25 protein-coding genes and 1 pseudogene are annotated in these 26,336 nt (G+C 63.7%); 10 read left to right on the plus strand and 16 right to left on the minus strand.

The window, feature by feature from the left end; genetic code table 11:
- Positions 1–40 precede the first annotated feature (40 nt).
- A complete protein-coding gene (locus BJG93_RS29270; protein WP_034477567.1) occupies positions 41–763 on the plus strand; it encodes an OmpA family protein in 723 nt (240 codons plus the stop codon).
- 884 nt (positions 764–1,647) lie between these two features.
- Here the strand turns inward: BJG93_RS29270 and BJG93_RS29275 are convergent.
- The 5 genes from BJG93_RS29275 to BJG93_RS29295 form a co-directional block, all read right to left on the minus strand.
- Positions 1,648–3,033: a GntP family permease gene (locus tag BJG93_RS29275; RefSeq protein ID WP_027194734.1), complete on the minus strand. Its 1,386-nt coding sequence runs from the start codon at positions 3,031–3,033 to the stop codon at positions 1,648–1,650.
- 188 nt (positions 3,034–3,221) lie between these two features.
- Positions 3,222–4,097, minus strand: coding sequence for an amidohydrolase family protein (locus BJG93_RS29280; protein WP_034477570.1), 876 nt, complete (start codon positions 4,095–4,097; stop codon positions 3,222–3,224).
- Between the two features lie 54 nt (positions 4,098–4,151).
- Positions 4,152–5,447, minus strand: coding sequence for an MFS transporter (locus BJG93_RS29285; protein WP_027194736.1), 1,296 nt, complete (start codon positions 5,445–5,447; stop codon positions 4,152–4,154).
- A 62-nt stretch (positions 5,448–5,509) separates the two neighbouring features.
- Positions 5,510–6,232, minus strand: a complete 723-nt coding sequence (locus BJG93_RS29290; RefSeq protein ID WP_027194737.1) for a GntR family transcriptional regulator — start codon at positions 6,230–6,232, stop codon at positions 5,510–5,512.
- A 433-nt stretch (positions 6,233–6,665) separates the two neighbouring features.
- On the minus strand, positions 6,666–7,619 hold the full coding sequence (locus BJG93_RS29295; protein ID WP_027194738.1) for a carbon-nitrogen hydrolase family protein: 954 nt from the start codon (positions 7,617–7,619) through the stop codon (positions 6,666–6,668).
- Positions 7,620–8,347: 728 nt separating this feature from the next.
- On the opposite strand from BJG93_RS29295, the gene BJG93_RS29300 reads away from it, so the two are divergent.
- From BJG93_RS29300 to BJG93_RS29315, 4 genes are all read left to right on the plus strand, one after another.
- The gene (locus BJG93_RS29300; RefSeq protein ID WP_027194739.1) at positions 8,348–9,763 is read left to right on the plus strand and encodes an MFS transporter; all 1,416 of its coding nucleotides are present in this window, start codon (positions 8,348–8,350) and stop codon (positions 9,761–9,763) included.
- Between the two features lie 27 nt (positions 9,764–9,790).
- A complete protein-coding gene (locus BJG93_RS29305) occupies positions 9,791–11,575 on the plus strand; it encodes an IlvD/Edd family dehydratase (RefSeq protein ID WP_027194740.1) in 1,785 nt (594 codons plus the stop codon).
- Between the two features lie 84 nt (positions 11,576–11,659).
- The gene (locus tag BJG93_RS29310; protein ID WP_027194741.1) at positions 11,660–12,847 is read left to right on the plus strand and encodes a fumarylacetoacetate hydrolase family protein; all 1,188 of its coding nucleotides are present in this window, start codon (positions 11,660–11,662) and stop codon (positions 12,845–12,847) included.
- Positions 12,848–12,887: 40 nt separating this feature from the next.
- Positions 12,888–14,330 (plus strand): aldehyde dehydrogenase family protein, encoded by a 1,443-nt coding sequence (locus BJG93_RS29315; protein WP_027194742.1) that lies wholly within the window; start codon positions 12,888–12,890, stop codon positions 14,328–14,330.
- 149 nt (positions 14,331–14,479) lie between these two features.
- Here BJG93_RS29315 and BJG93_RS29320 read toward each other — a convergent pair whose 3' ends face one another.
- The 3 genes from BJG93_RS29320 to BJG93_RS29330 form a co-directional block, all read right to left on the minus strand.
- The gene (locus BJG93_RS29320) at positions 14,480–14,746 is read right to left on the minus strand and encodes a DUF4148 domain-containing protein (protein ID WP_027194743.1); all 267 of its coding nucleotides are present in this window, start codon (positions 14,744–14,746) and stop codon (positions 14,480–14,482) included.
- A 197-nt stretch (positions 14,747–14,943) separates the two neighbouring features.
- Complete coding sequence (locus tag BJG93_RS29325; RefSeq protein WP_027194744.1) at positions 14,944–15,777, minus strand: DUF2182 domain-containing protein; 834 nt, start codon at positions 15,775–15,777, stop codon at positions 14,944–14,946.
- The gene (locus tag BJG93_RS29330; RefSeq protein WP_027194745.1) at positions 15,774–16,538 is read right to left on the minus strand and encodes a DUF899 domain-containing protein; all 765 of its coding nucleotides are present in this window, start codon (positions 16,536–16,538) and stop codon (positions 15,774–15,776) included. The genes BJG93_RS29325 and BJG93_RS29330 overlap by 4 nt, the downstream gene beginning before the upstream one ends.
- Before the next feature lie 167 nt (positions 16,539–16,705).
- Here BJG93_RS29330 and BJG93_RS29335 point away from each other — a divergent pair, with 167 nt between their 5' ends.
- Together BJG93_RS29335 and BJG93_RS29340 are read left to right on the plus strand one after the other, a co-directional pair.
- Positions 16,706–17,935 carry a hypothetical protein gene (locus BJG93_RS29335; RefSeq protein WP_027194746.1) on the plus strand — a complete coding sequence of 410 codons (1,230 nt, stop codon included), beginning with the start codon at positions 16,706–16,708 and terminating at the stop codon, positions 17,933–17,935.
- 14 nt (positions 17,936–17,949) lie between these two features.
- Positions 17,950–18,624: a Vgb family protein gene (locus BJG93_RS29340; RefSeq protein ID WP_027194747.1), complete on the plus strand. Its 675-nt coding sequence runs from the start codon at positions 17,950–17,952 to the stop codon at positions 18,622–18,624.
- A gap of 32 nt (positions 18,625–18,656) precedes the next feature.
- On the opposite strand, the gene BJG93_RS29345 is transcribed toward BJG93_RS29340, so the two are convergent.
- From BJG93_RS29345 to BJG93_RS29375, 7 genes are read right to left on the minus strand one after another with little or no spacing between them, the layout of a single operon-like run.
- Complete coding sequence (locus tag BJG93_RS29345) at positions 18,657–21,752, minus strand: complex I subunit 5 family protein (protein WP_027194748.1); 3,096 nt, start codon at positions 21,750–21,752, stop codon at positions 18,657–18,659.
- A complete protein-coding gene (locus BJG93_RS29350; protein ID WP_027194749.1) occupies positions 21,746–22,120 on the minus strand; it encodes a sodium:proton antiporter in 375 nt (124 codons plus the stop codon). Before BJG93_RS29350 ends, BJG93_RS29345 begins: the two co-directional genes overlap by 7 nt.
- A gap of 16 nt (positions 22,121–22,136) precedes the next feature.
- Positions 22,137–22,841, minus strand: a complete 705-nt coding sequence (locus BJG93_RS29355) for a Na(+)/H(+) antiporter subunit B (protein ID WP_027194750.1) — start codon at positions 22,839–22,841, stop codon at positions 22,137–22,139.
- The gene (gene mnhG, locus BJG93_RS29360) at positions 22,838–23,182 is read right to left on the minus strand and encodes a monovalent cation/H(+) antiporter subunit G (protein ID WP_027194751.1); all 345 of its coding nucleotides are present in this window, start codon (positions 23,180–23,182) and stop codon (positions 22,838–22,840) included. The genes BJG93_RS29355 and mnhG overlap by 4 nt, the downstream gene beginning before the upstream one ends.
- Positions 23,183–23,185: 3 nt before the next feature.
- Entirely contained in the window at positions 23,186–23,428 is a 243-nt protein-coding gene (locus BJG93_RS29365) for a hydrogenase subunit MbhD domain-containing protein (RefSeq protein WP_027194752.1), read from the minus strand.
- 3 nt (positions 23,429–23,431) lie between these two features.
- Entirely contained in the window at positions 23,432–23,692 is a 261-nt protein-coding gene (locus BJG93_RS29370) for a monovalent cation/H+ antiporter complex subunit F (RefSeq protein WP_027194753.1), read from the minus strand.
- Positions 23,685–24,212 (minus strand): Na+/H+ antiporter subunit E, encoded by a 528-nt coding sequence (locus BJG93_RS29375; protein ID WP_034477574.1) that lies wholly within the window; start codon positions 24,210–24,212, stop codon positions 23,685–23,687. Before BJG93_RS29375 ends, BJG93_RS29370 begins: the two co-directional genes overlap by 8 nt.
- Positions 24,213–24,415: 203 nt before the next feature.
- On the opposite strand from BJG93_RS29375, the gene BJG93_RS29380 reads away from it, so the two are divergent.
- The 3 genes from BJG93_RS29380 to BJG93_RS29390 all read left to right on the plus strand — a co-directional run bounded on the left by BJG93_RS29380 (position 24,416) and on the right by BJG93_RS29390 (position 26,136).
- Positions 24,416–25,198: an ABC transporter substrate-binding protein gene (locus BJG93_RS29380; RefSeq protein WP_027194755.1), complete on the plus strand. Its 783-nt coding sequence runs from the start codon at positions 24,416–24,418 to the stop codon at positions 25,196–25,198.
- Between the two features lie 250 nt (positions 25,199–25,448).
- A complete protein-coding gene (locus BJG93_RS29385) occupies positions 25,449–25,775 on the plus strand; it encodes a DUF190 domain-containing protein (protein ID WP_027194756.1) in 327 nt (108 codons plus the stop codon).
- Positions 25,776–25,851: 76 nt separating this feature from the next.
- On the plus strand, positions 25,852–26,136 hold the full coding sequence (locus tag BJG93_RS29390; RefSeq protein WP_027194757.1) for a hypothetical protein: 285 nt from the start codon (positions 25,852–25,854) through the stop codon (positions 26,134–26,136).
- A gap of 68 nt (positions 26,137–26,204) precedes the next feature.
- On the opposite strand, the pseudogene BJG93_RS29395 reads toward BJG93_RS29390, so the two are convergent.
- A pseudogene (locus tag BJG93_RS29395) lies at positions 26,205–26,333 on the minus strand (VOC family protein); the annotation flags it as partial.
- Positions 26,334–26,336: the final 3 nt, after the last annotated feature.

Here is a 26,336-nt window from a genome sequence, read left to right on the forward strand (position 1 = left end):
CGCCGAACCGGGCGTACGAAAAAACAGTATGGAGAACATAATGAAGCAGCTTTCTGGATGGAGTTTATCGCTGAGCCTGGTGTTGCTTGCCGGATGTTCGAGTGCCTCGGGGCCGACGTTTAATGCTTATACGGTTACCGCCGCCGACGGTTCCACGCTTCATCAGGTCGAATGTCACGGCATATTCGAGGGGCCGGCTACCTGCATGAAGGTCGCCGAGCGGATCTGTCATGGCGAACCGGTTCGCCCGGTGCAGAAAGTCGGGCGCCTGCTGCCGGACAATGACCAGACCGACGTCACGCGGCGGCTTACCTTTGCCTGTGGCGACGCGACGGTTACGCCGGCTGCAGCGGCCTCGCAGCCGGTCGCAGCTGCGGCGCAAACGGTTGATCAGTTCGTGCTGCAAAGCGATGCGCTGTTTGCTTTCGGCAAATCAAGCCGCGCTTCGATGCTGCCGGGCGGAGCGGCCAGTCTCGATCAGGTCATCACGCGTATCAAGCAGCGCAGTGGCGTTCAGTCCATCTCGGTCGTCGGCCATACCGACCGGCTTGGGCCGGACGCAGTCAACCAGCCGCTATCTCTCGCACGTGCCCAGACGGTGAGGGAGTACCTGATCGATCATGGACTGAACGGTGAGTTGATTCATGCGTCCGGCGTGGGCTCCCGCGATTCGACAACGCAATGTCCGGACGGCGGCAGCAAGTCGCTCATCGCTTGCCTGCAACCGGACCGGCGGGTCTCCATCGAAGTTCGGGCGCAGTGAGATGGCCCAGCGCCGAACGGACTCGCAATGACCGAGCGAACGTCGGCGCTGGGCGTGCACGCGCGGCCCCGCCAGGGTGCGCAATGCGTCAAGCTTGCGCGCACGTCTCGCACCAGTCTGCGCCACGTCGCAAGCCATCCTGCACATGCCCGTCACCATGGTGACTGATGTTCTCGAGCGGTTTGTGGGCCGATCTGAGAGGTCGATTTTTTCGGTGGCAGATGGGAAACGCCGCGCAGCGACTTTTTCAACAGCATCGGACGGTACGACTCACTCGGATACTGTCGCAGCCGACTTTCGTTGGCCCTTGATTGCCAGCGACAGCAAAGTAACCTTCAGCCGCCGCACGGCGCGCGAACGACGAACGTCCGCAATGGCCGACAATTCGCCAGCGAGGAAGCCACGCGAATGGCCGTTCCGGTTTGCAACCCGCCATATCCTTTGCACTAGGTCGAACGTCTCTTGAGGGTCGCGAGTATTCACTCACTCGCATCGGCACCTGACATTCGAGACTACGACGGCGCCAACGGCGGCAAAGCGCCTATCAACTGCCTCACAGCGGTCGACACTCGAAAGTCGGCAAAGGCCGACTTGCTCGCATCCATAATCTTGCACATCGGAGCGGACCGGCCGCCGAAATGGCGGCTTCGGTTGTTGTCGAACATCAACTATTGGCCGGCTGCACTCACTGAGCACTGACGCCACTCGGGACCCGTCGACCTCTCAAACGTTTTTGACCAGTTGCCGGGTAATCAAGGGGTGCATGGGTCGCGCCGATAACCGACGCATTGCCCGCAGCGAATTTGAGCTGCGGGGTGCGTTCTTCTGCCCAGTACCCGATCGCGATCGCGCCTGTTCGTTGCGACGGTTGTCTCTCTCGCCATTCAGTGAACATGGACCGCTGCGTTAAAAACAAGCGCCATGATCAGTCCGACCACAGCCACGATGGATTGAACCACCGAAATCGTTTTGGTAGCTTCGCCCATGGTCATACCAAACGATTCCTTAACCATCCAGAAGCCGGCGTGGTTCGCATAATTGAAGAACAGCGAACCGCAACCAATGGACAGAGCCAGCAAGGGCAGGTTCAGGCTGGGGTCGGCGCCGGCCAGCGGCGCGAGCAAGCCCGCTGCGCCCACGATACCTACAGTGGCCGAACCGGTAGAGACGGAGAGCAGCATGGCGATCAACCAGCCCAGAATGAGCGGGGGAAAAGCAAACTGCTGTGTCAGATGCACGATGGCATCGCCGACCTTGGCACTAGTCAGCATTTGCTGGAAGGCGCCGCCTCCGGCAATGATCATGATGATGGACGCAATGGGCTTGAGACTTCTGCTCAGTGCGTCGCGCAGCTTTCCGGCATCGCCTCGGCGGGCGAGGACCAAGGCCGCGGCGGCGAACAGCACACCCAGAAGCATGGCGATCAAGGGATCGCCCAGGAAGCTGGCCACATGCAAGGCCGCCGAGCCCTTGGACAGCACCATTTCGGCGACGGCATGAACCAGCATCAAGATCGCGGGGAGCAAAGCGGCCAGTACGCCGAGCCCGACGCCGGGCCGCCGGCCATCGTCCATATTCTCCGTGAGGGTGAACTGGTCCAGCAAAGCTTGATCGGGTTTCGTGCTCATGCGCGGCGAAATGAATGCTCCATAGAGCGGGCCGCCCAGAATCATGGCCGGAATGGCGGCTACAAAGCCATACAACATGGTAGGCCCCACCGAGGTTTTAAGGGTGGCGATGGCTGTCAAAGGGCCCGGGTGGGGCGGCACCATGCCGTGCATCGCGGCAAGAGCGGAGATCACGGGCACGCCGACATACACATATGCCGAGCCGTTGAAGCGCGCATGGCTTTCGAGCTTGCGCGCCACGCTGAATATGAGGGGCAGCAGGACCACCAGACCCACTTCGAAAAACATCGGAATGCCCACGACGAAGGCCACCAGCGTCATCGCCCAAGGGATCATCCGATCGGAAGCGCGACTGAGAATGGCTTCGGCGATTTGCTCCGTGATGCCGGCATCGGCAAGAATCTTGCCCAGCATGGCGCCCAATGCGATCACGATCCCCACCGCACCCAATGTCTTGCCTGCTCCGTTGATCAGGTGCTTGACGATGCTTTGCGGTTCCATGCCGGTTGCAAAACCCACGCCAATGGAGACGACCAGCAGGGCCAGAAGCGGGTGCATCTTGAGGCGCGACACGATGAGCGCGACAAGCACAAACACGCTGATCAGTGCGGTCAGTAGCAGCTGTATATCTAGATGGGTCATGAAAGAACTTATGGTTTGAATGTATCTACGGACGCGCATTGCGCATTCGAACATGCCCGAACATAAGGCAGAAGATGCAGGTTCCAGCTGTAGGCTGTTGTTGCGCCCGCGCGCGGTAGCTCGATAGCGAGGGGACTGTCTTTTGGTGCAGCGGAAATCAGGTGGTGACGTGACCGGTGAGTCGTCATCTAGGCATCGTCGAACATGTAGATGCTGGCAGGTGTGCCCGCCAGGACTACGCTGCGCTCTTCCTCATCGGGAATCAGTACGCGCAACACCTGTAGCGCACGGGGAAACTGCTCGCGTGCTTCGAATTGCGTATTTGGCCAGTCGCTGCCCCACATCATGCGATGCACGCCGAAGGCCGCTTTCAGGAGCCGGAACGCATCGTGCGTCTGTTTGCAACCGCCACTATCGTCCGGCCAGTTCCGGTATGCGCCCGATACCTTGATCCACACGCGCTGTGTGTGAGCCAACTCGAGGAGACGACGAAACCCTGTGCCCCTCACGCCGACGCTAGCGTCGGGCCTGCCGAAGTGGTCAACGACGACGTTCATGCGCGCTTCGAGAAGCGGCTCGACGATGTCCGGCAGCCTCGCAGCTTCTGCGTGCACTTCGACATGCCAGTTCAGCTCGCGAACGTGCGCGAGCGTTTGCGCACTCACCCATCGGTCTAGCGTCAGATCATGATGCCCGATCAGGTTCAGCCGAATCCCCGCGATACCCGCGTTCGCCATCTGCTTCAGTGTATCGATTCCGCTATCGCGCTCGATCACCGCGACGCCGCGTAGCCTCTCAGGCGCGCGACGCAGCGCACCGAGCAAATAGCTGCAATCAGTGCCAAGAAAGCTGGGCTGCACCAGCACGCCGTGCGATATGCCGTGCGCATCCAGTTGCGCAAGGTATGCGTCGAGTGGCGCGTCGTAGTCGGGGACGTAGCGGCGCTGCTGAGCGAGCGGCAGGCCGCGCTCGAATACATGCGCATGCGTATCGACAGATGCAAGGCGGAAGGCACGATGCGCTGGCTGCCGGGGGCTTGCATATGTCTCCAACCTCTCCATCATGAACATTCCTTCATCAACAGTATTGCGCGGCTACAGGGTGACGCCGAGCGCGTTTTAATGCCTCGGAGCGGGCGAGAGTGGACGGCGGAGGTCCGTATCGAGAGCGGCTTCGCCTAGCGCGCGGCCTCGTGTCTCCGGCAGCATGAGCACGGACAGTACGACAATGGCGTAGGCCAGTGCTGCATCAATGCCGATCGCGGTTCCGAGCGACATATTCGCGGACATATGCCCGACCAGGACAGGAAACCCCGCCGATACGACGCGACCGAAGTTGTAGCAAAACCCGACACCCGTTCCGCGCATGCCGCCTGGGTACAGTTCATTAAACAGCGCGCCCATGCTTGCCGGAATGCCTGCCGCAAAAAATCCTAGCGGAAAGCCGAAGAACAGCATTGCGGTATTGCCGAGCGGAAGAAACAGATAGGCGATCACCGTGATTACGCAGCAGATCGCAAATGTGAGAATTGTTTTACGGCGTCCAATGCGATCAAGCAGTTGCGCACTCACGAGGCAGCCGCAGAAAAATGCGGTGATCACGACAGCAAGGTAGCCGCCGGTACTTAGAACGGACAGATGGCGCTCGGTCTTCAGAAACGTCGGTAGCCAGGTCATCAGCGCGTAATAGCCGCCATGTGCGCCGACGCCGAGCAGCGCTCCGATCAAGGTCATGCGCCGCATATTCGGCGCGAAGATACCGACGATCAGACCAGATGCCGGTTCGTCGTGACGCGCGCGCGCGGCGCGCGTCATGTGCGCCGACAGGGTCGGCTCCTGTACGCCACGTCGAACGTACAGGATGAGCAACGCTGGAACGATGCCAATTCCGAACATCACGCGCCATGCGGTTTGTCCGGGCAGTAGCGAGAACATCAACAGATAAAGCAGCACCGCTGCACCCCAGCCGACAGCCCATGCGCTTTGGACAGTGCCCATTGCCTTGCCGCGATGCTCATTGCGGATAGTCTCAGCCATCAGGACGGCGCCTGCCGCCCATTCTCCGCCGAAGCCGAACCCCTGCAGCGTCTTTAACACCAGAAACTGAGGATAGTTTTGCGTGAAGGCGCACAGGAACGTAAACACGGCAAAGAACGCGACGGTCCATTGCAGCGTCCTGACCCGTCCGAGCCGGTCCGAAAGCATACCCGCAATCCAGCCGCCCAGCGCCGACGCAACCAGCGTGGCGCCGCTGACCAGGCCCGCCTGAGTGCGGCTGATCGACCATTCGGCGATGATTGCCGGAATCACAAGGCTGAACATCTGCACGTCGAGCGAATCGAGTGCCCATCCGCCGAAGCACGCCCAGAACGTCCGACGTTCATTGCCCGAAATCTCGCTGAACCACTTGAACATTGCCGTCTTCTCCTCGTCGTTCGAATGCGCGAAGAACAACGCATTCTTGATGACGCCGATCGCTAGCGGATCTCCGCCTGGTAGATGAATTCGCTGGCGGGTCCGCGCGAGCGGCGCCATTCGAGAGGCTGTCGGTCGTAGCCGTACGCAAGACGTTCGATTACGACAGCCGGCGTGCCCGGTTCGATGCGTAGCAGCCTGGCGTGGAGTGGCCGAATGGCTTCGACAGTCAGCGTTTCCGTGGCGGACGCCACTACCTGGTTGCACTGCGCCTCGTACACGGGATACAAGAGGTCACCGACATCGTTCAGGTCCATCTCCGCAAACGCCGCAAACCGTACGTACGGCAACCAGATTTCTTCATAGAGCATCGGGACGCCATCTAGCAGTCGCACGCGCGACATCTCTATGACGCGCGCGGTATCCGAAATCTGCAAGGTTGCGGCGACAGCCGACGGTGCGTCGACCACGTCGCGACGCAAGATGCGGCTTTCTGGAATACGGCGTTCGCCCTGCCGCGTCTGGAAGCGAAAAAAGCGAAACAGGGAACTGTCGAAGTTCGCGCGGCGCACGAAGGTCCCCCGACCCTGAAAGCGCTCAAGCAGTCCTTCCGCCACCAGCAGATCGACGGCCTTGCGAACTGTCCCAACAGCGAGGTCATAGCTTTTCGCGAGCGCCTGTTCCGTCGGAATAGGCTCACCGGGGCGCCAATGGCGGGCCGCGATAAGAGCGACCATTTCGTCACGCAACCGCTGATAACGGGGCAAACGGCCATCCGAGTGCATCATCGTCTCCTCCGATTCATATATATGATTACATGTTTTCCAGCTAAATGGATCGGGAGTTACCCTTGTCGTGGCCGCGCACACACGATCGGACCGGACGCGGTGGAACGTATCCGGGAAAACATCTATATGAATGTGCTTTTGCGCGATTTTTTATCGGGCCGTGCTTGTTTGCGCCCAGCATTGCCTTGGCGGTCACCGCGAACTCAGGTACGGTTAGCCGAACTCCGACGCCCGCAACGTGCAGGCGGCGTTCATTCGCGCAGAGCGGTTTGCTGCATGGACGGAGCAGGACGTGTTGCGTGTTACTGAGGGTAACGGCGTCCGCGGTTCGTTTCGTGCCGCGCGGCTGACGCACGCTGAAATTGAATTTCGCGTTCAGCTTGCTCACTTTCTAATGAGGACAGGGATTCGTTCAATCCCACGTTGACCTTCAGGAGACGCTGCCGAATCCGTTGTTCTCGAACACGACGGGAGGCATCATCGCTTCGTTGACATGCAGACGGAAGATATCCGGACGCGCGTAGTGACCCGCCACGTCAAAGTCATATTTCGCACGGGCAAGATCGTTGAGGTCGAGGTCGGCCACGAGCAGTGCGTCTTGCTCAAAGATGGGGCCGGCAATGAACTCGCCAAGCGGGCCAACGATGCAGCTTCCACCGCTCATCAACACAGTGGACGGATCGTTACCCTGGATTGCGGCATAGTCGGTTGGGCAATCCGATCGGCGCAGGTGCTGACAGGCCGATAACACAAAGCAACGCCCCTCCAAGGCAACATGCTGCATGGAGGAAGCCCATGTCGGCCGACTGTCGGCGGTGGGGGCGCAGTAAATCTGAACACCCTTGGCGTACATGGCCATACGCATTAATGGCATGTAGTTTTCCCAGCAAATGACTGCGCCAAGTCTGCCGAACGGCGTGTCGAAAACCGGGAGCGTCGACCCATCGCCATAGCCCCAGATCAGCCTCTCGCCGGCGGTTGGCATCAGCTTGCGATGCTTGCCGAGCATGATACCGTCCGGACCATAAAACAACGCAGTGCAATATAACGTGCCATGGTCCCGCTCGATTACGCCGATCACGATGTATTGTTTGTGGTCGGCGGCAATCTCGCCCAGCCGACGGGTGCCGGGACTCGGCACCTCGACCGCGCTTTGGTAGTAACGGCGATAGTCGTCGCGCCCAGCAACGGTTCGTCCACCAATCGTCGAACCGAAATCGAGCCCCTTTGGATAGGCTGAGACGAATGCTTCAGGAAATACAATAAGTTGAGTGTCTTGTCGTGCGGCGTCGGCCGCGAAAGTCGCGACTTTGTCGATGGTACTGTCCGCATCGAAGACGACGGATCCCGATTGCACAACCGCAGCACGTAATTTCTGTTGCATCAGAATTCTCCACTAGATGTAGGGCTTGCAATCGAAGCGCTTAGGCTTGCTCGCAGATTACATATGCCCACGGCCGTGGATTGCGAGTCGATCCCGCTTATCGCAAGCTCAATCGCAACAAATTCGAGTTGGATTCGTTGATTGCGAACACGACAGCCGGGGGTCGCGGCCACTACGAGTATAGGTCGCCAGCGGGTAAAGCTTGCTGCCTGTTCGCCGGCACAGAGCTAAACGTTAGACGATTGGTCGCTCAGACTCCGGCGTTTGTAGTCGAAAGGTCGAGCGGCCGCTTTTTCAGCACGGTTGGGACGTTCGGAGAAGCTCGCCGAAGGCAGCAACGGGTCGTTCTCAGCTGATCGCGCGTAAGACAGAAGCGGCACCGGCGGTCGTTTGACACTGCCGTTGAGATGGTGGCAATCGTGACGCTCTTTATGCACTCGCTTTAGGTCTAGATGATCGGTACTGGCGCGGTCCACATTATCTGAACTCTTCTCATTGCGGTTGCGTGTGTGATCAATGTCGACACAGCGGAGCCGGACGATGCGCGCAAAGCCGTACCAAATTAAACAGATCAGGGATATCCCTTGGTTGTTCGGACGGTAAGCCGGGCGTAACATCCACAGCTAGAAATGTTACCGGTAACTTAACCGGCGGTGCCCGTCGGCTCCAATCGCACGAGCCGCGAGGCAACGGCATTGCCGACCAAAAACACGCTGATGGAGATACGAATGACCGCAGTACCGTCCGCCATCGCCGCGCCCACCGCGCGCGTCGACGAGTTCGAGGAAAGGACCTATCGCAAGGTCGTGCGCCGGCTGCTGCCGGTGCTGTTGCTGTGCTACGTGGTCGCGTATCTGGACCGCGTGAACGTCGGCTTCGCGAAGCTGCAGATGCTCGACGATCTCGGCCTGTCCGACACGATGTACGCGATCGGCGCGAGTGTGTTTTTCTGGGGCTATTTCATCTTCGAAGTGCCGAGCAACGTATTCCTGCATCGCTACGGCGCGCGCTTCTGGATCGCGCGGATCATGTTCACGTGGGGGCTCGTGTCGATGGCGCTCGCGTTCGTCGCGCCGCTCGCGCGCATCGCGCATGTCGAAACCGCGACGATGTTCTACATGCTGCGCTTCCTGCTCGGGATCTGTGAGGCCGGCTTCTTCCCCGGCGTGATTCTGTACCTGAACTTCTGGTTTCCCGCACAGCGGCAAAGCCGCGTGATGTCCGGCTTTCTGATCGCGATGCCGGTCAGCCTGATGCTCGGCGGCGTGGTGTCGGGCTGGCTGATGGAGCATACGGCCGGCCTGTTCGGCTACCAGGGCTGGCAGTGGATGCTGCTGATCGAAGGCGTGCCGTCGCTGCTGACCGCGTTCGTGGTGTACTTCTCGCTCGACGACGGCATCGACCGCGCCCGCTGGCTCACCCCGCAGGAGAAGAGCCTGCTCGCGGCGAATCTGCAGCGCGAAAGCGCGCACAAGACCGCGCGCTTCGGCTCGGCGGTGCGCGATCCGCGCGTCTGGCTGCTGATCGCGATTTTGCTCACGTTCAATACCGGCTTCTACGGGCTCGCGTTCTGGCTGCCGTCGATCATCAAGGCGACCGGCGTGCAGGACCCGCTGCATATCGGCCTGCTGACCGCGATCCCGTACGGCGTGGCCATCATTGCGACGCTCGCGAACGCCGCGCATTCGAAGAAAACCGGCGAGCGGCGCCTTCATGCGGCGATTCCGGCGCTGATCGGCGGCATCGGCCTGATCATGAGCGCAGCTTTGGCGCATCATGTGGTATGGGCGATCACGTTTCTGACGATCGCCACCGCCGGCATCCTTGCATTGATGCCGATTTACTGGACGTTCCCGGGGCAGTTGTTGTCGGGCGCCGCCGCAGCGGCCGGCATCGCGATGATCAACGCGATCGGCAATCTGTCCGGCTTTACCGGTTCGATGATTACCGCCGTGGCCAAAGACCTCACCGGCGACATCAACAACGGCACCTACGCGCTCGGTGCGTGTCTGCTGGTCAGCTGCGTGCTGATCCTGCTCGTGCCGCGCACAATGCTGGCGCCGGCCGCGTCGAATCCGGACGGCGGGCCCGGCCGCGAGACGGCGCGCGCACGGAAAGCCGCCGAGCGCACAGAGCACGCCTAAAGCAACCCTCATAGAGAGACAAGCATCATGTCAGCATCCACCCCGCGCCGGCTGCGCAGCCAGGAATGGTTCGACGATCCCTCGCACGCGGATATGACGGCGCTGTACGTCGAGCGTTTCATGAACTACGGTCTGACGCGCGAAGAGCTGCAGTCGGGCCGGCCGATCATCGGCATCGCGCAGACCGGCAGCGATCTGGCGCCGTGCAACCGCCATCACATCGAACTCGCGGCGCGCACGAAGGCCGGCATCCGCGACGCGGGCGGCATTCCGATGGAGTTTCCGGTGCATCCGCTCGCCGAGCAGAGCCGCCGGCCGACCGCCGCGCTCGACCGCAATCTCGCGTACCTCGGCCTCGTCGAAATCCTGCACGGCTTCCCGCTCGACGGCGTCGTGCTGACCACCGGCTGCGACAAGACCACGCCCGCGTGCCTGATGGCGGCGGCCACCGTCGATATGCCGGCGATCGTGCTGTCCGGCGGCCCGATGCTGGACGGCTGGCACGACGGCAAGCGCGTCGGGTCGGGCACCGTGATCTGGCATGCGCGCAATTTGCTGGCGGCCGGCGAGATCGACTACGAAGGCTTCATGGAGCTGACCACCGCGTCCTCGCCATCGATCGGTCACTGCAACACGATGGGCACCGCGCTGTCGATGAACAGCCTCGCCGAAGCGCTCGGCATGTCGCTGCCCGGCTGCGCGAGCATTCCGGCCGCTTACCGCGAGCGCGGCCAGATGGCGTACGCGACCGGCAAGCGCATCGTCGATCTGGTGCGCGAGGACGTGCGCCCGTCCAAGATCATGACGAAAGAAGCGTTTGAAAACGCAATCGTCGTCGCGTCGGCGCTCGGCGCGTCGACCAACTGCCCGCCGCATCTGATCGCGATCGCCCGGCACATGGGCGTCGAGCTGAGTCTCGAGGACTGGCAGCGCGTCGGCGAGCAGGTGCCGCTGATCGTCAACTGCATGCCCGCCGGCGAATATCTCGGCGAGAGCTTCCATCGCGCGGGCGGCGTGCCCGCCGTGATGCGCGAGCTCGCGAAAGCGGGCCTCGTGCACGAGGCGTGCCTGACCGTGTCGGGCCGCACGATGGGCGACATCGCAGCCGCCGCGCCAACGCCGGATCGCGAGGTCATCAAGACGACCGACGATCCGCTGAAGCACGGCGCGGGCTTCATGGTGCTGTCGGGCAACTTCTTCGACAGCGCGATCATGAAGATGTCGGTGGTCGGTGAAGCGTTCCGTCAGACCTATCTGAGCGAGCCCGGCGCGGAAAACAGCTTCGAAGCGCGCGCCATCGTGTTCGACGGTCCGGAGGACTATCACGCGCGCATCAACGACCCGTCGCTCGAGATCGACCAGCATTGCATCCTCGTGATTCGCGGCACCGGCACGGTCGGCTATCCGGGCAGCGCCGAGGTCGTCAACATGGCGCCGCCGGCGGCGCTCGTGCGTCAGGGCATCACGTCGCTGCCGACGCTCGGCGACGGCCGCCAGAGCGGCACGTCCGCGAGCCCGTCGATTCTGAACATGTCGCCGGAAGCGGCGGTGGGCGGCGGCCTCGCGCTGTTGCGCACGAACGATCGCATCCGCGTCGATCTGAATTCGCGCAGCGTCAACGTGCTGGTCGACGAAGCCGAACTCGCACGACGCCGCGACACCGTGCATTTCGAGATTCCGCCCGCGCAAACGCCGTGGCAGGAGCTGTACCGCAAGACGGTCGGCCAGCTTTCGACCGGCGGCTGTCTGGAACCGGCGACGCTTTATCTGAAGGTGATTGCCGAGCGCGGCAATCCACGGCATTCGCATTGATATGCAGGTGAGAAGGCCGGGCTTCGCGCGCCATGCGACGCCCGGCCTTGCCCATTTCCCAACTTATCCGTAAGAGTCCATCCCATGTCCGCAACTTCTCCCTCCAGCTTTCTTCCCGGCGATCTGAACGACGCGCTGCTCGTCGGCCGCGTATGGCGCAAGACCGAGCAGCACGAAGGACCGTGCGTGGTCGTCGTGCGCGGCGGCGAGGTGTTCGACATCACCGCGACCGTGCCGACCACCGCCGACCTGTTCGAGCGCGACGATGCGGCGCAGCTCGCGCGCAGCGCGCCGGGCGTATCGCTCGGGCCGGTCGCGCAGCTGATCGAGGCGAACCTGCCCGACGCGAGTGCGCCCGCCGTGCGCCTGCTCGCGCCGTGCGACGTACAGGCGATCAAGGCCTGCGGCGTCACGTTCGCGGTGAGCCTGATCGAGCGCGTGATCGAGGAGCAGGCCGGCGGCGATCCGGCGAAGGCCAAGGAAGTGCGCGAGACGATCGCGTCGACGATCGGCACCGACCTGTCGAAGATCAAGCCGGGCTCGGAAGCGGCGATGAAGCTGAAGGCCGAGCTCGAGCGTCGCGATGCGTGGTCGCAATACATGGAAGTCGGCATCGGTCCGGACGCCGAAGTGTTTTCTAAGTCGCAGCCGATGTCGGCGGTCGGCTTCGGCGCAGACGTCGGTCTGCTCGCCGCGTCGGTGTGGAACAACCCGGAGCCGGAGATCGTGCTCGCGGTGAATAGCCGCGGTGAGATCGTCGGCGCGACGCTCGGCAACGACGTGAACCTGCGCGACATCGAAGGCCGTTCGGCACTGCTGCTCGGCAAGTGCAAGGACAACAACGGCTCGTGCGCGATCGGCCCGTTCGTGCGGCTGTTCGACGACACGTTCTCGCTCGACTCGGTGCGCGCGGCGAGCGTTTCGCTGCGCGTCGAAGGCGTCGACGACAACTTCGTGCTCGACGGCGTGAGCCACATGAGCGAGATCAGTCGCGACCCGGCCGACCTCGTCGCTCAGACCTGCGGCCGTCATCACCAGTACCCGGACGGCTTCATGCTGTTCCTCGGCACGATGTTCTCGCCGATCAAGGACCGCGACGCGCCCGGCGGCGGCTTCACTCACCACCTCGGCGACCGCGTGACGATCTCGACGCCGCAGCTCGGCGCGCTGACCAACACGGTGCGCCTGTCCACCGAAATCGAACCGTGGACGTTCGGCGTGCGCGCGCTGTATCGCAACCTCGCGGCACGTGGCCTGCTGATTGCTGCATAACCAGGGTTGTCGCTGCAATTTTCGAAAGGAGCATCAGGACATGAGTCAGTTCGCAAACTACATCGACGGCCAATGGGTCGACGGCGCGAGCGTGTCGCGCAACATCAATCCGTCAAATCTCGACGACGTGATCGGCGAATTCGCGCAAGCCGACGCCGAGCAGACGCACCGCGCGATCAGCGCCGCGCGCAAGGCCTTCGCGCAGTGGTCAATGTCCACGCCGCAGCAGCGCTTCGACGTGCTCGACCAGGCGGGCAGCGCGATCCTCGCGCGCAAGGCGGAGCTCGGCAAGCTGCTCGCACGTGAAGAGGGCAAGACGCTGCCCGAGGGGATCGGCGAAGTGGGCCGCGCCGGGCAGATCTTCAAGTTCTTTGCGGGCGAAGCACTGCGCCTCGGCGGAGAAACGATGCCGTCGGTGCGGCCGGGCATGACGGTCGAAATGACGCGCGAGCCGATCGGCGTGGTCGGCCTGATTACGCCGTGGAATTTTCCGATCGCGATTCCGGCGTGGAAGATCGCGCCGGCGCTCGCGTATGGCAACACGGTCGTCATCAAGCCGGCCGATCTGGTGCCGGGCTGTACGTGGGAGCTGGTCAAGATCATCGCTGATGCGGGCGCGCCGGCGGGCGTGATCAATCTCGTGATGGGGCGCGGTTCGGTGGTCGGCGAGGCGCTGGTGTCGTCGCCGGATGTCGACGCGATCAGCTTTACCGGTTCCGTTTCGACGGGTCGCGCGATCGGCGCGAAGTGCTTCGAGTCGGGCAAGAAATTCCAGCTGGAAATGGGCGGCAAGAATCCGATGGTCGTGCTCGACGACGCCGATCTCGACGTCGCCATCGAAGCTTGCGTCAACGGCGCGTTCTACTCGACGGGCCAGCGCTGCACGGCGTCGAGCCGGCTGATCGTGACCGCGGGGATCTATGACCGCTTTATCGACGGCATGAAGGCGCGCATGCGCGCGCTGAAGGTCGGCGATGCGCTCGCGGAGGGCACGCACATTGGCCCGGTCGTCGACGACAAGCAGCTGGCACAGGACGAACGCTATCTGGCGATCGCGCGGGAAGAGGGCGGCACGGTGTTCGGCGGCGAGCGTGTCGAAGGCTCGACGCGCGGCTACTTCCTCGCGCCGGCGCTGGTCACCGAGACGACGCAGGCGATGCGCATCAATCGCGAAGAGGTGTTCGGGCCGGTGGCGTCGGTCATCAAGGTCAAGGACTACCAGGAAGCGCTCGCGGTTGCCAACGATACCGAGTTCGGGCTGTCGGCCGGCATCTGCACGACATCGCTGAAATACGCGAGTCACTTCCGCCGCCATATGCAGGCCGGCATGGTGATGGTCAACACCGCGACGGCGGGGGTCGATTATCACGTGCCGTTTGGCGGCAGGAAGGGGTCGAGCTACGGTCCGCGCGAGCAGGGCGCCTACGCCCGCGAGTTCTATACGACGGTGAAGACCGCGTATATCAACCCGGGCGCGGTTTGACGCGAGACCAGCGGCCCTCCTCAAACGGGACTGGCCCGCCATCGCAGTCAACCGCGATGCGGGCCAGTAGGGGAAGCTGCAGGAGCACTAAGGCAGAGCGCTCCGGCAGGTACAGCGACATCTACAGCAACTTTCCAACCCGGGACGCGTTACTGCGCTGCGTGGCCTTGCTGCGACGAACCACTGGTCACGCCGCCGACCGCGCTGTTTTGCGCCGCGACGCGAGCTTCGGCAGCCTGAATGTTCGAGGGGTATTCGTTCGGGTTCGAACGTGCCGGGTTGTAGCCGGCTTTTTCGATCTGGGCCAGCTGTTCACGGACTTGCGCGCGGGTCAGCGGCTGGTTCGATTGAGCGAAAACAGCAACCGGAGCAGCGAGGGTAGCGGCGATAACGACAGCTTGAACGAGCGATTTCATTTTTAGTACCTCCAGATTTTCTTGTTAGGCCGCGAAACCCATTGGTTTGCAGCAGTGATGACAGTCTATGGGGACGGGAAACTAGGGTAAATACCTAATTCCTGAACTCACTGTTTCCCGAACGAGAACAATAATGAGATGGCAAGGGCGCCGAGCATCGGTTGACGAAGCGATCGCCGGTAGGTGTCGCCCACGCGTCAGCCGGCTGCAATGGCTCGGACGAGCAGCAAGCCTGCGCCGCCGAGGGCTATGGCGCCGATCGCCCGTGCGACGCGTGCGCCGTCCGGCGCAAGACGCTCGGCCGTGATGGCGGCCGTCACGGCGGCCATCAAGGGCAAATCCGTCATGCCGACGACCAGCAGAATCGCCGTGAGACCCCCGCAGCAAGCGCCGCAATCAATGCCGATGCGCAGACCGTATCGCCACGCGCAGGCCGCGTCGGCGGGCAGGCTCGGCGTCGCGCGACTGCAGGCGAGGCGGCGGGCTTTCCACGTGCTGAACTGCAATGCGCCCGCAAGTAATATGACCAGGCTGGCCGCTAGCGGCACCGCACGCGCGAGCGGTGGCCATCGCAACGCGAGCGCCGCGAGCGACGCGCCCAGCGCAAACACGGCCACGCCGAGCGCCGTCCATACGACGGCGTACGCGCCGCTCACGAGCATCGTCAGCACGGCCAGCCGGCCGGGGTTTGCTCGCGAGGCTACCGCGTCGCGATAGCGCAGCAGCGTCGGCACGAATGACGGCAGCATCATCGCCGCCATCATCACGATCCACATGCCGATGAACGATGCCGCGGTGCGGGCCCAGGTGCGCCCGCAGGTCGGCATCCATAGCGTCGACATCGACCAGCCGCCGGGCATCGGCAACGCGCCCATCGCCGACATCGACGCGCTGTGCGCCAGTGTCGCCGCGACGCTCGCGGCGAATATCAGCGCGCAGACGCCGACGAACACGCGCTGCGACGAGCGCGCCGCGCGCCGCACGGCAAGGCGCTGCCCGCTCGCGCAGGCAGCGCGCACGAGCGGGCTCATGACTGCTCGTACTCGTCGTGACGGCGCCACCAGATGCCCATCTCGTTGCGTCCCTTCGGCGCGCGATCGAGCCACTGATACATGCCCCACAGCGCATCGACACCGCGCGCGTAAGTCGAGTACGTGTGATAGACGACACCGTCTTCGAGCGCGAACGCGCTCATGCCGGGCCGGTCGCGCGAATAGGTGGCCGCGTCGGTGCCGCAGGTCGCCGCGAACTGCGCGACGGGTTCGGGCGCGGGCGTCACGTCCATCGCATGACTGTTGCGCGCGTAGTTGTATTCGATATCGCCGGCGCGCTGTTGCGCCTCGGTGAACGCGACGTTGAAGTCGAAATTGAAATCGCCGCCGGCCGACGACGCCCACGGAAAGGTCCATCCCATGCGCTGCTTGTAGGCCTGCAGCTTGTCGAGCGGCGCGCGCGACACCGCCGTCAGCATCACGTCGTGATGCGCGAGATGCACGGCGAACCCAGCGAAGCCGTCCGCGATCGACGAGCACGATGGGCAGCCCGCCTTGTAGTCGGGGCCAAACATGAAGTGGTAGACAAGCAGTTGCGAACGTCCTTTGAACAGGTCGGCGAGCGACGCGCTGCCTTCGTCGGTATCGAAGCGGTAGGCCTTGTCGACCTTCACCCACGGCAGCGCCTGGCGTTGCCGCGCCAGCTCGTCGCCGTGTCGCGTGTGGGCTTTTTCCGCGTCGAGCAGCGCGCGGCGCGCGGCGAGCCACTGTTCGCGTGTTCCGATCGGATGCGTAGTCATCGTGGGTTCCTCCGTGAGTCGTGCCGCGCCGCGCGAGCCCTTGCCCGACGGCGTCGGTGACGGTTGATGGTCGTGCTAGATTAGGCTTGGGCATCGATCGGGTGGGAGTGACAAGTGTGGCGGGATTCGCTTGATGCATTGACGCGCTACGCGCGGAGTCGCACGCCGTGGACGCGCTGATTTCGGCGGCGGCGCGCGCGCTCGCGGCCGGCGATCCGCTTGGCGCGCTCGACCGCGTCGCGTTGCGCGACGACGCGCCGGCGCTCGCGCTGCGCGGCATTGCGATGGCGCAGCTTGGCGATTTCGTGCGCGCCAAGGCGTTGCTGCGCGGCGCCGCGCGCGCGTTCGGCGCGCAGCATGCAGTGGCGCGCGCGCGATGCGTGGTCGCGGAAGCGGAGATCGCGCTCGCGTCGCGCGATCTCGCGTGGCCCGCCAGAACACTCGACGCCGCGACCGCCACCCTCGACGCGCACGGCGATCGCGTCAATGCGGCGCATGCCCGGTATCTGGCGGCGCGGCGTCTGCTGCTGATCGGCCGTCTCGACGAAGCGGAGCGCAAGCTTGCCGCGCTCGATCCTCGGCCGTTTCCGCCCGCGCTGCGTGCCGCGCATGAGCTGGTCGTCGCCGGCGTGGCGCTGCGGCGTTTGCGCAGCGGCGCCGCCCGTGCCGCGCTGGCGCGGGCCGCACGCTCGGCCCGCGAGGCCGGTATTCCGGCGTTGATCGCGGAAATCGAAAGCGCGTCGGCAGCACTGAGCAATCCGGCGGCGCGCATGATCGCGCATGGCAAAGAAGAACCGATCTTGCTCGATGAAGTCGAGAGACTCCTGAGCTCGAATCGCGCGGGCGGCGCATTGATCGTCGACGCTTGCCGCTACGCGATCTGCGATGCCAACGCGGCGGTTGCGCTAGCGAGCCGACCGGTGCTGTTCGCGCTCGCCCGCATGCTCGGCGAGGCATGGCCCGCCGACGTGCCGCGCGACGTGCTGGTCGCGCGCGCGTTCCGCGCCAAACGCGCCGACGAATCGCATCGCGCGCGACTGCGCGTCGAGATCGGCCGGCTGCGCGTGGCGCTCGGCACGCTCGCGAGCGTCAGCGCGACGACGCGTGGCTTCGCGCTCGCGCCGCGGCAGGCGCGCGATGTCGTCGTGCTGGCGCCGCCCGTCGAAGGCGAGCATGCGGCGCTGCTCGCGTTTTTGTCGGATGGCCAATCGTGGTCGAGTTCGGCGCTTGCTCTGGTGCTCGGCGCGAGTCAGCGTACCGTGCAGCGCGCGCTCGATTCCCTCGCCGCGGCCGGCAAGGTGCAGCCGGTGGGCGACGGGCGCGCGCGCCGCTGGATGACGCCGCCCATCGCCGGATTCGCGACGGCTTTGTTACTCCCTTCCCCGTTCCCTTCGTGATTAGGATGGCCATCATGAACCGCTCAGCCGCCAGGATCGTCCGCGAATATGGGCCCTTTACGGGCGTCGATAAAGTGCATGGGGTCACTTACGATGGCCGGCAGGTGTGGGTTGCGACCGGCGAACGGCTCGACGCGTTCGACCCCGACAGTGGCGAGACGCTGCGCTCGGTCGCGCTGGCCGCCGACGCGGGCACGGCCTTCGACGGCGAGCACCTGTTCCAGATCGCGCACGGCCGCATCCAGAAGATCGATCCGCACAGCGGCCGCGTGCTGTCGACGATCGCGGCACCTGGCGACGGCGGCCAGTCGGGGCTGACGTGGGCCGAAGGTTCGCTGTGGGTCGGTCACTATCCCGAACGAAAGATCTATCAGATCGATCCGGACACCGGTGCGGTGTTGCGCACGATCGAATCGAATCGCTTCGTGACCGGCATCACCTGGGTCGACGGCGAACTATGGCATGGCACGTGGGAAGGTGACGAGAGCGAACTCAGGCACATCGATCCGCGCAGCGGCGAAGTGCTGCAAAGTGTCGAGATGCCGGCCGGTACCGGCATCTCGGGACTCGAATCGAACGGCGCCGATCTGTTTTTCTGCGGAGGCGGCGGCAGCGGGCTGGTTCGAGCCGTGCAGCGTCCGGCGCGAGAGAGTGGCTCGGAATTACCGGTCGCTTCGACTAGCGAGTGAGTCTTCACGCGAGTAGCGCGGCGTCATTGTCGTTATTGCGTCCCCGCCGCGCTCAGGCCCGTGCTCGCGAAGTAGATCGCCAGAAAATACAGCAGCACGTAGAGCGCGTAGGTCTGTCCATTGCCGGTATAGACGCGCCGTATCCGTGACGCCGCCGCGAGTGCGAAGTGCGAAATGCCGCGCCAGAACATCTGTGCGACCGGCGGCACCGTGCGGCTCAGGAACGGCCGGTAGAAGTGGTAAAAATCGGGGGCGTTGCGCGCGTTGCCGCGGCGGCTGCGGTAGAACAGCACGCCGAGCCCGCACACGATCGCCGTGACGATCAGCACGACGATCACGACCGGCGTCGGATTCCAGAACCCGTAGATGCTTTCGAGCGACATGCCGCCCCACACCAGGGTGGCCGCGAACTGCGGATCGATCGCGGCCGACACCGGTTCGATCAGCAGCTTCGGAAAGAACGACAGGATCACGATACCGACGACGAACAGAAACTGCGGCAGCAGCAGCATCGCCGGCGCTTCGCGCACTTGCGCCCGCTGCGGCGGGCGCGGTTTGAGGAAGATGCCATTGAGCAGGCGCAGCATGTACAGAAAGCCGGCGCAGGTCGCGATCAGCCCGCACACGGCGAGCCCGTACCAACCCTTGTCGGTCATTGCGCTAAGCAGCAGCCACTTGCCGCCAAAGCCCATGAGCGGCGGCAGGCCCGACATCGACACGAGCGCAATCACGACCATCGCGAACGTGAGCGGCATCTCGCGCGCTAGGCCGCCCACATCGGCGAAGTTGCGCGTGCCGGTGCGCAAGATCACGCCCGCGAGCGCGAGAAACAGGATGCCCTTCACGAACATGTGATTGGCGACCAGGTACAGCGCGGTCACCCAGCCTAGATGGCTCATCAGCCCGATCGCGGTGACGATATAGCCCATCTGGCTCATGCTCGATAGCGCCAGCATGCGTTTGAAGTCGTTTTGCCGCAAGGCCATCAGCGCGCCGAACAGGGTCGTCAGCATGCCGATCCATGTCATCACGTGCGCGAGTTCGAGGCCGACCTCCGAGCGTATCGTCAGATAGGCGCCGATCAACAGGCCGAACATCGCGACCTTGCTGACCACCGCCGACAGCATCGCGGTCACGTCGTCTTCCGCCTCGGTGTAGGCGCCCGGCAGCCATACGTGCACGCCGATCGCACCGGCCTTGATCAGAAAGCCGGTCGCGAGCAGTACGAACGCGCGGTTCGCTTCCGGTCCCGAGTGGATCAGCGCGGATAGCGCGATGGTGTCGTCGAGTGCCGCGACGTTGGCGAAGCCCGCGAGCAGGAAGAACGCCGCCAGCAGCGAAAACAGCAGGAAGGTCAGCACGTGCGGCCCCGCGCGGCGGCACTTCGCGATCAGAAAGCACGACGACAGCGTGATGATTTCCCAGCTATAGAAGAACTCGAGCGACGTCGATGAGCGCAGCAGCGCCGGAATCGACAGCGACAGCACGACCAGCATCGGATAGAAGCCGGCGCGCACGTCGTCGCGATAGAGGCTCGCCGCGGCGATCACGAGGCTGCCCGCGAGCAGCAGCCACGTGAAGAGCCCGGCGATACCGCCCGTGCCCTCGCTGAGCAGACTGCCGATCAGCCCGATCGCGATCAGCGCGAGCACGCCTTTCACGCGCCCCGGCAGACGATCGGCCGCATAGAACAGCGCGCCCGCCGCGAGCGGCGAAAAGATCCATGCCGACACGGCGCCCGAGAACACGGCCGCCATATAGGCCGCCGCGATCAGCAGCAGGGCGACGCCGAACAGCGGCAACAGCGCGGCCATGTTGGGGCTGGCTTTGGCTTCGACGTCGGAAGGAGCCAGCGCGCGCACGAACCAGTGGAACATATAGCCCGCTTCGAGCAGCGAGCCGGTCAGGATCAGCACGATCCAGTATGGCTTGCCGGCGGCGGTCAGGCGCATGACGAGTTCCCATTTCGCCCAGAAACCGGGGAACGGCGGCAGCCCCGCGATCGCGACGAGGAAGAGGCCGAGCAGGCCGATCAGCAGCGGGCTGCGCGACAGGATCGCGCGCGCATCGTCGCCGTGGCGCCGCAGCACGCCGATCAGCCAGAACAGCCCCGCCTTCGCGAACAGATGGTTGATGAAGAGGCCGCCGACGACGAGCGGGATCGATGCGTCCGCGCCGACCTGGCGCAGCAACGCGAGCGACAGCATCAAGAGCGCCATTTGCCCGATCGATGAATAGCCGAGCACGCGTTGCGGTTTGGTCTGCTTGATCGCGAGCAGGTTCGAGAACAGGAACGTGACGCCGCCCGATACGGCGAGCAGCGTGAGCTGAGCGTCGAAAAGCGGCAGCAATTTGAGTAGCGCGAAAAACACGCCCGCCGATACGCCGATCGAGACCATCGCGGCGACGCCGCTCGGCGCGGTCTCGTAGACGTCGAGCCCCCAGCCGTTCGCCGGGAACGGCTTCAGCTCGATCACGAGGCTCGCGAACACGAGCAGGATCGCGGTCGTGCCGATCGGGCCGCCGATCTGGTTGCGCATCGACAGCAGTTCGTCGATGTTCAGCGTGCCCGTCACGTAGTAGAGCAGCACCGCGCCGAGCAGGAACAGCGTCGACGCGATCACGGTCGCGAAGATGTACTTGAACGCGGCGGCGAGCGCGGCGGGCGTGCGTTCGAGCCCGAGCAGGCCGTATGTTGCGATCGACACGATCTCGAGAAACACGAACAGATTGAACAGGTCGCGGGTCATCACCATGCCGTCGATGCCCATCACCAGGATGAGATACAGCAGCAACGCCACGTAGTTGCCGCGCAGACGGTCCCATAGATGCAATGCGCCGAGCAGCGCGACCACGTTGACGCTGAACGTGAAGAAGCCTTCCCACAAGCCGAAGCGCAGATTGATCGACACCGGCGGCAGCGCGCCCGCGGTCAGCACCTCGATCGTGTCGCCGCCGTCGAGCAGGCCGTAGAACGATATGCCGGAGACGAGCACGATACCGCACAGCGCGATGAAAAAGCCGAGCGTGAGCCAGGGCTTGCCGAGCCGGTACAGCAGCGGCATGACGAAGCCGCCGCCGAGCCCGAGAATGAAAATGTGCAGCGGATGAAAGAGCGCGGCTACCATTTCGACTCGGTGAACGCGTCGATGGAGAGCGTCTTCCTGGCGGCGTAAAGCCGGATCGCGAACGACAGCAAGATGGCGGTGACCGATAGTCCGATCACGATCGCCGTGACGACGAGCGCCGATGGAACCGGATCGATCGCGCGGTGCGCGGCGGCGGATTTGCCGAGCGCCGCGTCGATGATCGGCGCGGTGCCGCCCGTGATGTAGCCGGTCGCGACCATCACGATGTGCAGGCCTGTGTCGATCACCGCGAAGCCGATGATGATGCGCAGGATATTGCGGTGGGTCAGCATGCCCCACAGGCCGATCAGCGAAAGGCAGAAGCCCGTGGCCAGCAGGATCTTCGAAACCGGGATGCCCGTGCTCATGCGCTCTCCTTCGCGTTCAGCTTCTGAACCGGTCGATGATGACGCTAAGCTCCGCGCCGACCTTGACGCCGAGCAGCGTCGAAATCAGCGGGATCGCGCCGGCGCTGAAGAACGCGCCGAATTCGCCTCGCGGCAGAAAGCGCGCGTCGAGAAAACCGCCCGCGAACACGAGGCCCAGAATGCCGATGCACACATAGGTCACACCCGCGAGCGACTCGACGACGCTCAGAAGCGCGACGTTCAGCGTCGAGCGGGGCCGCGCGAGCAACGTCAGCATCACGGCGGACGCGACGATCGCCCCGCCCTGGAAGCCGCCGCCCGCCGATAGATGGCCGTTGACGATCACGTAAGCGCCGAAGGTGAGGATCATCGGCAGCAGCACCTGCTTGCCGGTATGTACGATTTCGCTGGCCGGGCGGCGCGCGGGCGTGGTTTCGTCCGCTGTAGGAGCGGCCGTCGGGTTGCTTTCCTCTCTCAGCAGCACGCCGACGCTCGCCGCGACCATGAACAGCACCGCGACTTCGCCAAGCGTGTCAAAGCCGCGAAAGGTGATCAAAATGCCGGTCACGATATTTGGCGCGCCGAGTTCGAGCGGCCCTCTGACGACGTAGTACCAGGCGAGCGGGCGCAGCGTCTGCAATTCCGTGTAGCCGCCGATGAGCCGCCAGAACACGATCGCGAACAGCAGCACCGTCACCGCCGCGGACACGCGACGCATCATGATTCGGCCTCTCGCACGGTGCGCCCGTCTTCGTCGGCGAGCGCGTCGGTGATCGTCGACGCGGTCATCGGCGTGCGGATCAGCCAGGCGGCGCGCGATAGCGCATGCGAGGACACTGGGTTGGTGACGAGCACGAAGTAGATCAGCAGAACCAGACGGAAGGTCCAGTTCGGGTGATAGAACGCGAGGCCGATCAGCACGAGCATGGTGCCGAGCGTCGACGCCTTGGTGCCGGCCTGAATGCGCGTATACGCGTCCGGCATGCGCAGCAGCCCGAGGCCGGCGGAGAACAGAAAGACGGCGCCCGCGAGGATGAACACGCTGCCGATCAGTTCGAACATGCGCTAGCCCTTCTGATAACCGGTTTTGCGGATCGCGTACAGAAAGGTGAAGGTCGCGAGTCCCGATCCGATCGCGGCTTCCGCCATCGCGACGTCGGGCGCGGCGAGCAGCAGGAAGGCCACCGACGCGAACAGGCTAGCGAGCCCCGAGCTCACCATCGCGGCCAGCAGATTCTTCAGGCAGACGGCCAGCACGCCGCTCACGAGGATGCTCGCGCACATCAGCAGCAGGAGCAGTTCGAGCATCGCTCAAAGTCCCCTTTCGAGAAAGCGCGCCACCGCGAGCACCGCGAGAAAGCTCAGCAGTGCGTAGACGAGTGCGACGTCGATATAGACAAAACGACCGGAGACCTGCGCGTACAGCGCGATCAGCGACAGTGAGATGACGGTCAGCATATCGATCGCGACGATGCGATCGACGACGCTTTTGCCGAGCACGAGACGGATCACGCCGAACAGGATCGCGAAGAAGATCAGCACCGCAGCGACCTGGAGCATGACCTCAGCCAAAGACTTTCTCCAGATGCTTTTCGAACGGTGCGACGAGCGCCTCGGTCGCTTCGTCGATATCGGTCGTCTTCACGTCGAGCCAGTGAATGAATAGTATGTCGTCCCGAATATCGATGACGAGCGAGCCCGGTGTCAGCGCGATCGAATTGGCGAGCGCGAGGCGGCCGAGCGGTGTTTCGAGGCGGGTCCGAACCTTGACGATGCCTGGTTTGATGTCGATACGCGGCGAATACACCAGCGCCATCACGTTCAGATTGGCGCGCACCAGCTCTCTGACGAAGCGCGCGCTATACGCGACGAAGTGATAAAGCGCGCGCGGCGTTAGACGTAGGCGCTGCCATGCTTCGCTCGACGATACGAAGACATGCGCGATGACGAAGGTGATGACGAGACCGACGAGTGCGGGTTCGACCGCGAGCGATGCATTGGCGATCATCCAGATGACGAACAGGACGACCCAGAGGCCGAGCATGCCGCGAGGAACAAACGACGACACCGGTTTTCCGTTGCTCGAAGCCATGTCATCGGTTCCTAACGAGGCCGTGCGGAAAATTCTAAGTGACAATTTAGGGCAAATCAACCGGCGCGCTTATCCGCTGGTGTTCGCTTGCGTGCGTGAAATGCGATACTCGGACCCCAACCACGCTTTGTGAACGGCAAGCGGCCTGCGTGTGTCGCCGTACCGCCCATTTGAATTCTTTTAAAGACCAATAAGGAGCAACAATGAAAGCCATGCTGGCAACCCTTGCGATTGCGCTGCTGACCGTGTCGTCCGGGAGCGCCATCGCCAAGGATTGGACGACCGTGCGGTTCGGGGTCGACGCGAGCTATCCGCCGTTCGAATCGAAAGCCGCCGACGGCAAGCTCGTCGGCTTCGACATCGATCTCGGCAATGAGATTTGCCGGCGGCTGAACGCGAAATGCGTGTGGATCGAGAATTCGTTCGACGGCATGATTCCCGCGCTGAAAGGCCGCAAATTCGACGGCGTGCTGTCGACGATGTCAATGACGCCCGCGCGTCAGGCGCAGATCGCGTTCTCGTCGAAGGTATTCCGCATTCCGACGCGGCTCGTCGCGAAGAAGGGCTCGCCGATCGAGCCGACACCGGAAGCGCTGAAGGGCAAGCGCATCGGCGTCGAGCAGGGCTCGATTCAGGAAACCTACGCGAAGACGTATTGGGAGCCGGCCGGCGCGGTGATCGTGCCGTATCAGGATCAGGACCTGGTGTATGCGGATTTGCTTGCCGGCCGTATCGACGCGTCATTGCAAAATGCGGTGCAAGCCGATATTGGCTTTTTGCGCACGCCGCGCGGCAAGGACTTCGGATTTGCCGGCAATCCGCTTTACGACGCGAAAACGCTCGGCAGCGGCACGGCGATTGGTTTGCGTAAAGAAGATACCGATTTGCAGCAGAAAATCGACAAAGCTATTGCCGATATGCGCGCCGATGGCACTTACGACCGCATGGCGAAAAAGTATTTCGATTTCGACGTGTACGGGCAGTGAGTCGGGACCGCGGCAGGTGGCCAGCTGCAAGCTGGCGCTCGCGCGGCCCGACATCTAAACTTGGCTCATGACCGTCCTCAAATGCGATGCGGCAAGCCGGAATGCCCGGATCGGCTACAGCCGGCGCATCACGCGGCGCTGCCGTTTCCGCTTACAAACGTAAGCGGGCAGGGGGACGGCGCGATGCGGCCGTCGGCTCGCGTGCGTGTTGCTTTGCGCACACGGCGCGACCCATTGAGGAGGCACCGACATGCACGGCTTTCAGGTGACGTTCTTCACCCACCAGGGACGCAGCCATCATGGCAAGCCGCTCGCCGACTGGCTCGTGCGTCTCGCGAGCGAACTCGGCCTGCGTGGCGCGACCGTGATTCCGGCTTGCGAAGGCATCGGCCATCATCATCGGATTCACTCCGCGCACTTCTTCGAGCTTGCGGATCAGCCGTTGTCCGTCGTGATGGCCGTGACGAGCGACGAAGCCGAGCGACTGTTCGATCGGCTGCGCGAGGAGGGATTGCATCTGTTCTACGTGAAGACGACAGCTGAGTTCGGCGTTATCGGCGAGGACGACGGCGCTTGAACGACCGCCCTCACAATCGCTTGGGCATGCGGAATGCTGCGCTGCAAGCGCCGAGTCATCCCAGGGAGAGCGAATCATGCTGCAGGTTTCGAGATACATGCTGATCGCGCTGTCCAGCGTCGTGTTGATGGCGGGCGCGTCCGGCTGCAAGCGAACGGCTGAAAACGGTAGCACCTCGATGGGCCAGGCGAGCAGCGGCGTCATGAGCAATTCGGCGAGCGCGCGCGGCACACCGGGCGATAGCGACGCGGCGAATCGCGCGAACGGCGAGGCGGGCGCGGCAGCGAGCGCAGCGCCCACCGCGAGCGACACCGCGTCGGTCCACAGCACGCCGGCGAGCGCGGCGTCCGCGACGCAATAGCGACGCCCAGACGCGGCGAAGCGGCGATCGAATGTGCGGCTGATACGGCACGCAGGCCCGCTTCAATGCTATGCGGCGGGCTCCTCATGCCGCACATTGACCATCCACGGCACGCCGAAGCGGTCGATCAACGTACCGAAGCCGCTGGTCCAGAAGGTCTGCTGGAACGGCATCGTGATCTGTCCGCCCTCCGACATCAG

It is taken from the genome of Paraburkholderia sprentiae WSM5005, from assembly GCF_001865575.2.
Classification (GTDB): Bacteria; Pseudomonadota; Gammaproteobacteria; order Burkholderiales; family Burkholderiaceae; genus Paraburkholderia; species Paraburkholderia sprentiae.

What these genes read in the sequence shown, in the direction of transcription:
- BJG93_RS29310 (WP_027194741.1), top strand. Translation starts at nt 11,660, where the DNA reads ATGTCCGCAACTTCTCCCTCCAGCTTTCTTCCCGGCGATCTGAACGAC.
- BJG93_RS29320 (WP_027194743.1), bottom strand. Translation starts at nt 14,746, where the DNA reads ATGAAATCGCTCGTTCAAGCTGTCGTTATCGCCGCTACCCTCGCTGCT.
- BJG93_RS29315 (WP_027194742.1), top strand. Translation starts at nt 12,888, where the DNA reads ATGAGTCAGTTCGCAAACTACATCGACGGCCAATGGGTCGACGGCGCG.
- BJG93_RS29295 (WP_027194738.1), bottom strand. Translation starts at nt 7,619, where the DNA reads ATGCAACAGAAATTACGTGCTGCGGTTGTGCAATCGGGATCCGTCGTC.
- BJG93_RS29350 (WP_027194749.1), bottom strand. Translation starts at nt 22,120, where the DNA reads ATGAGCACGGGCATCCCGGTTTCGAAGATCCTGCTGGCCACGGGCTTC.
- BJG93_RS29300 (WP_027194739.1), top strand. Translation starts at nt 8,348, where the DNA reads ATGACCGCAGTACCGTCCGCCATCGCCGCGCCCACCGCGCGCGTCGAC.
- BJG93_RS29365 (WP_027194752.1), bottom strand. Translation starts at nt 23,428, where the DNA reads ATGCTCGAACTGCTCCTGCTGCTGATGTGCGCGAGCATCCTCGTGAGC.
- BJG93_RS29275 (WP_027194734.1), bottom strand. Translation starts at nt 3,033, where the DNA reads ATGACCCATCTAGATATACAGCTGCTACTGACCGCACTGATCAGCGTG.
- BJG93_RS29375 (WP_034477574.1), bottom strand. Translation starts at nt 24,212, where the DNA reads ATGGCTTCGAGCAACGGAAAACCGGTGTCGTCGTTTGTTCCTCGCGGC.
- BJG93_RS29385 (WP_027194756.1), top strand. Translation starts at nt 25,449, where the DNA reads ATGCACGGCTTTCAGGTGACGTTCTTCACCCACCAGGGACGCAGCCAT.
- BJG93_RS29355 (WP_027194750.1), bottom strand. Translation starts at nt 22,841, where the DNA reads ATGATGCGTCGCGTGTCCGCGGCGGTGACGGTGCTGCTGTTCGCGATC.
- BJG93_RS29290 (WP_027194737.1), bottom strand. Translation starts at nt 6,232, where the DNA reads ATGCACTCGGATGGCCGTTTGCCCCGTTATCAGCGGTTGCGTGACGAA.
- BJG93_RS29280 (WP_034477570.1), bottom strand. Translation starts at nt 4,097, where the DNA reads ATGATGGAGAGGTTGGAGACATATGCAAGCCCCCGGCAGCCAGCGCAT.
- BJG93_RS29390 (WP_027194757.1), top strand. Translation starts at nt 25,852, where the DNA reads ATGCTGCAGGTTTCGAGATACATGCTGATCGCGCTGTCCAGCGTCGTG.
- BJG93_RS29345 (WP_027194748.1), bottom strand. Translation starts at nt 21,752, where the DNA reads ATGGTAGCCGCGCTCTTTCATCCGCTGCACATTTTCATTCTCGGGCTC.
- mnhG (WP_027194751.1), bottom strand. Translation starts at nt 23,182, where the DNA reads ATGTTCGAACTGATCGGCAGCGTGTTCATCCTCGCGGGCGCCGTCTTT.
- BJG93_RS29330 (WP_027194745.1), bottom strand. Translation starts at nt 16,538, where the DNA reads ATGACTACGCATCCGATCGGAACACGCGAACAGTGGCTCGCCGCGCGC.
- BJG93_RS29270 (WP_034477567.1), top strand. Translation starts at nt 41, where the DNA reads ATGAAGCAGCTTTCTGGATGGAGTTTATCGCTGAGCCTGGTGTTGCTT.
- BJG93_RS29340 (WP_027194747.1), top strand. Translation starts at nt 17,950, where the DNA reads ATGAACCGCTCAGCCGCCAGGATCGTCCGCGAATATGGGCCCTTTACG.
- BJG93_RS29285 (WP_027194736.1), bottom strand. Translation starts at nt 5,447, where the DNA reads ATGTTCAAGTGGTTCAGCGAGATTTCGGGCAATGAACGTCGGACGTTC.
- BJG93_RS29380 (WP_027194755.1), top strand. Translation starts at nt 24,416, where the DNA reads ATGAAAGCCATGCTGGCAACCCTTGCGATTGCGCTGCTGACCGTGTCG.
- BJG93_RS29305 (WP_027194740.1), top strand. Translation starts at nt 9,791, where the DNA reads ATGTCAGCATCCACCCCGCGCCGGCTGCGCAGCCAGGAATGGTTCGAC.
- BJG93_RS29325 (WP_027194744.1), bottom strand. Translation starts at nt 15,777, where the DNA reads ATGAGCCCGCTCGTGCGCGCTGCCTGCGCGAGCGGGCAGCGCCTTGCC.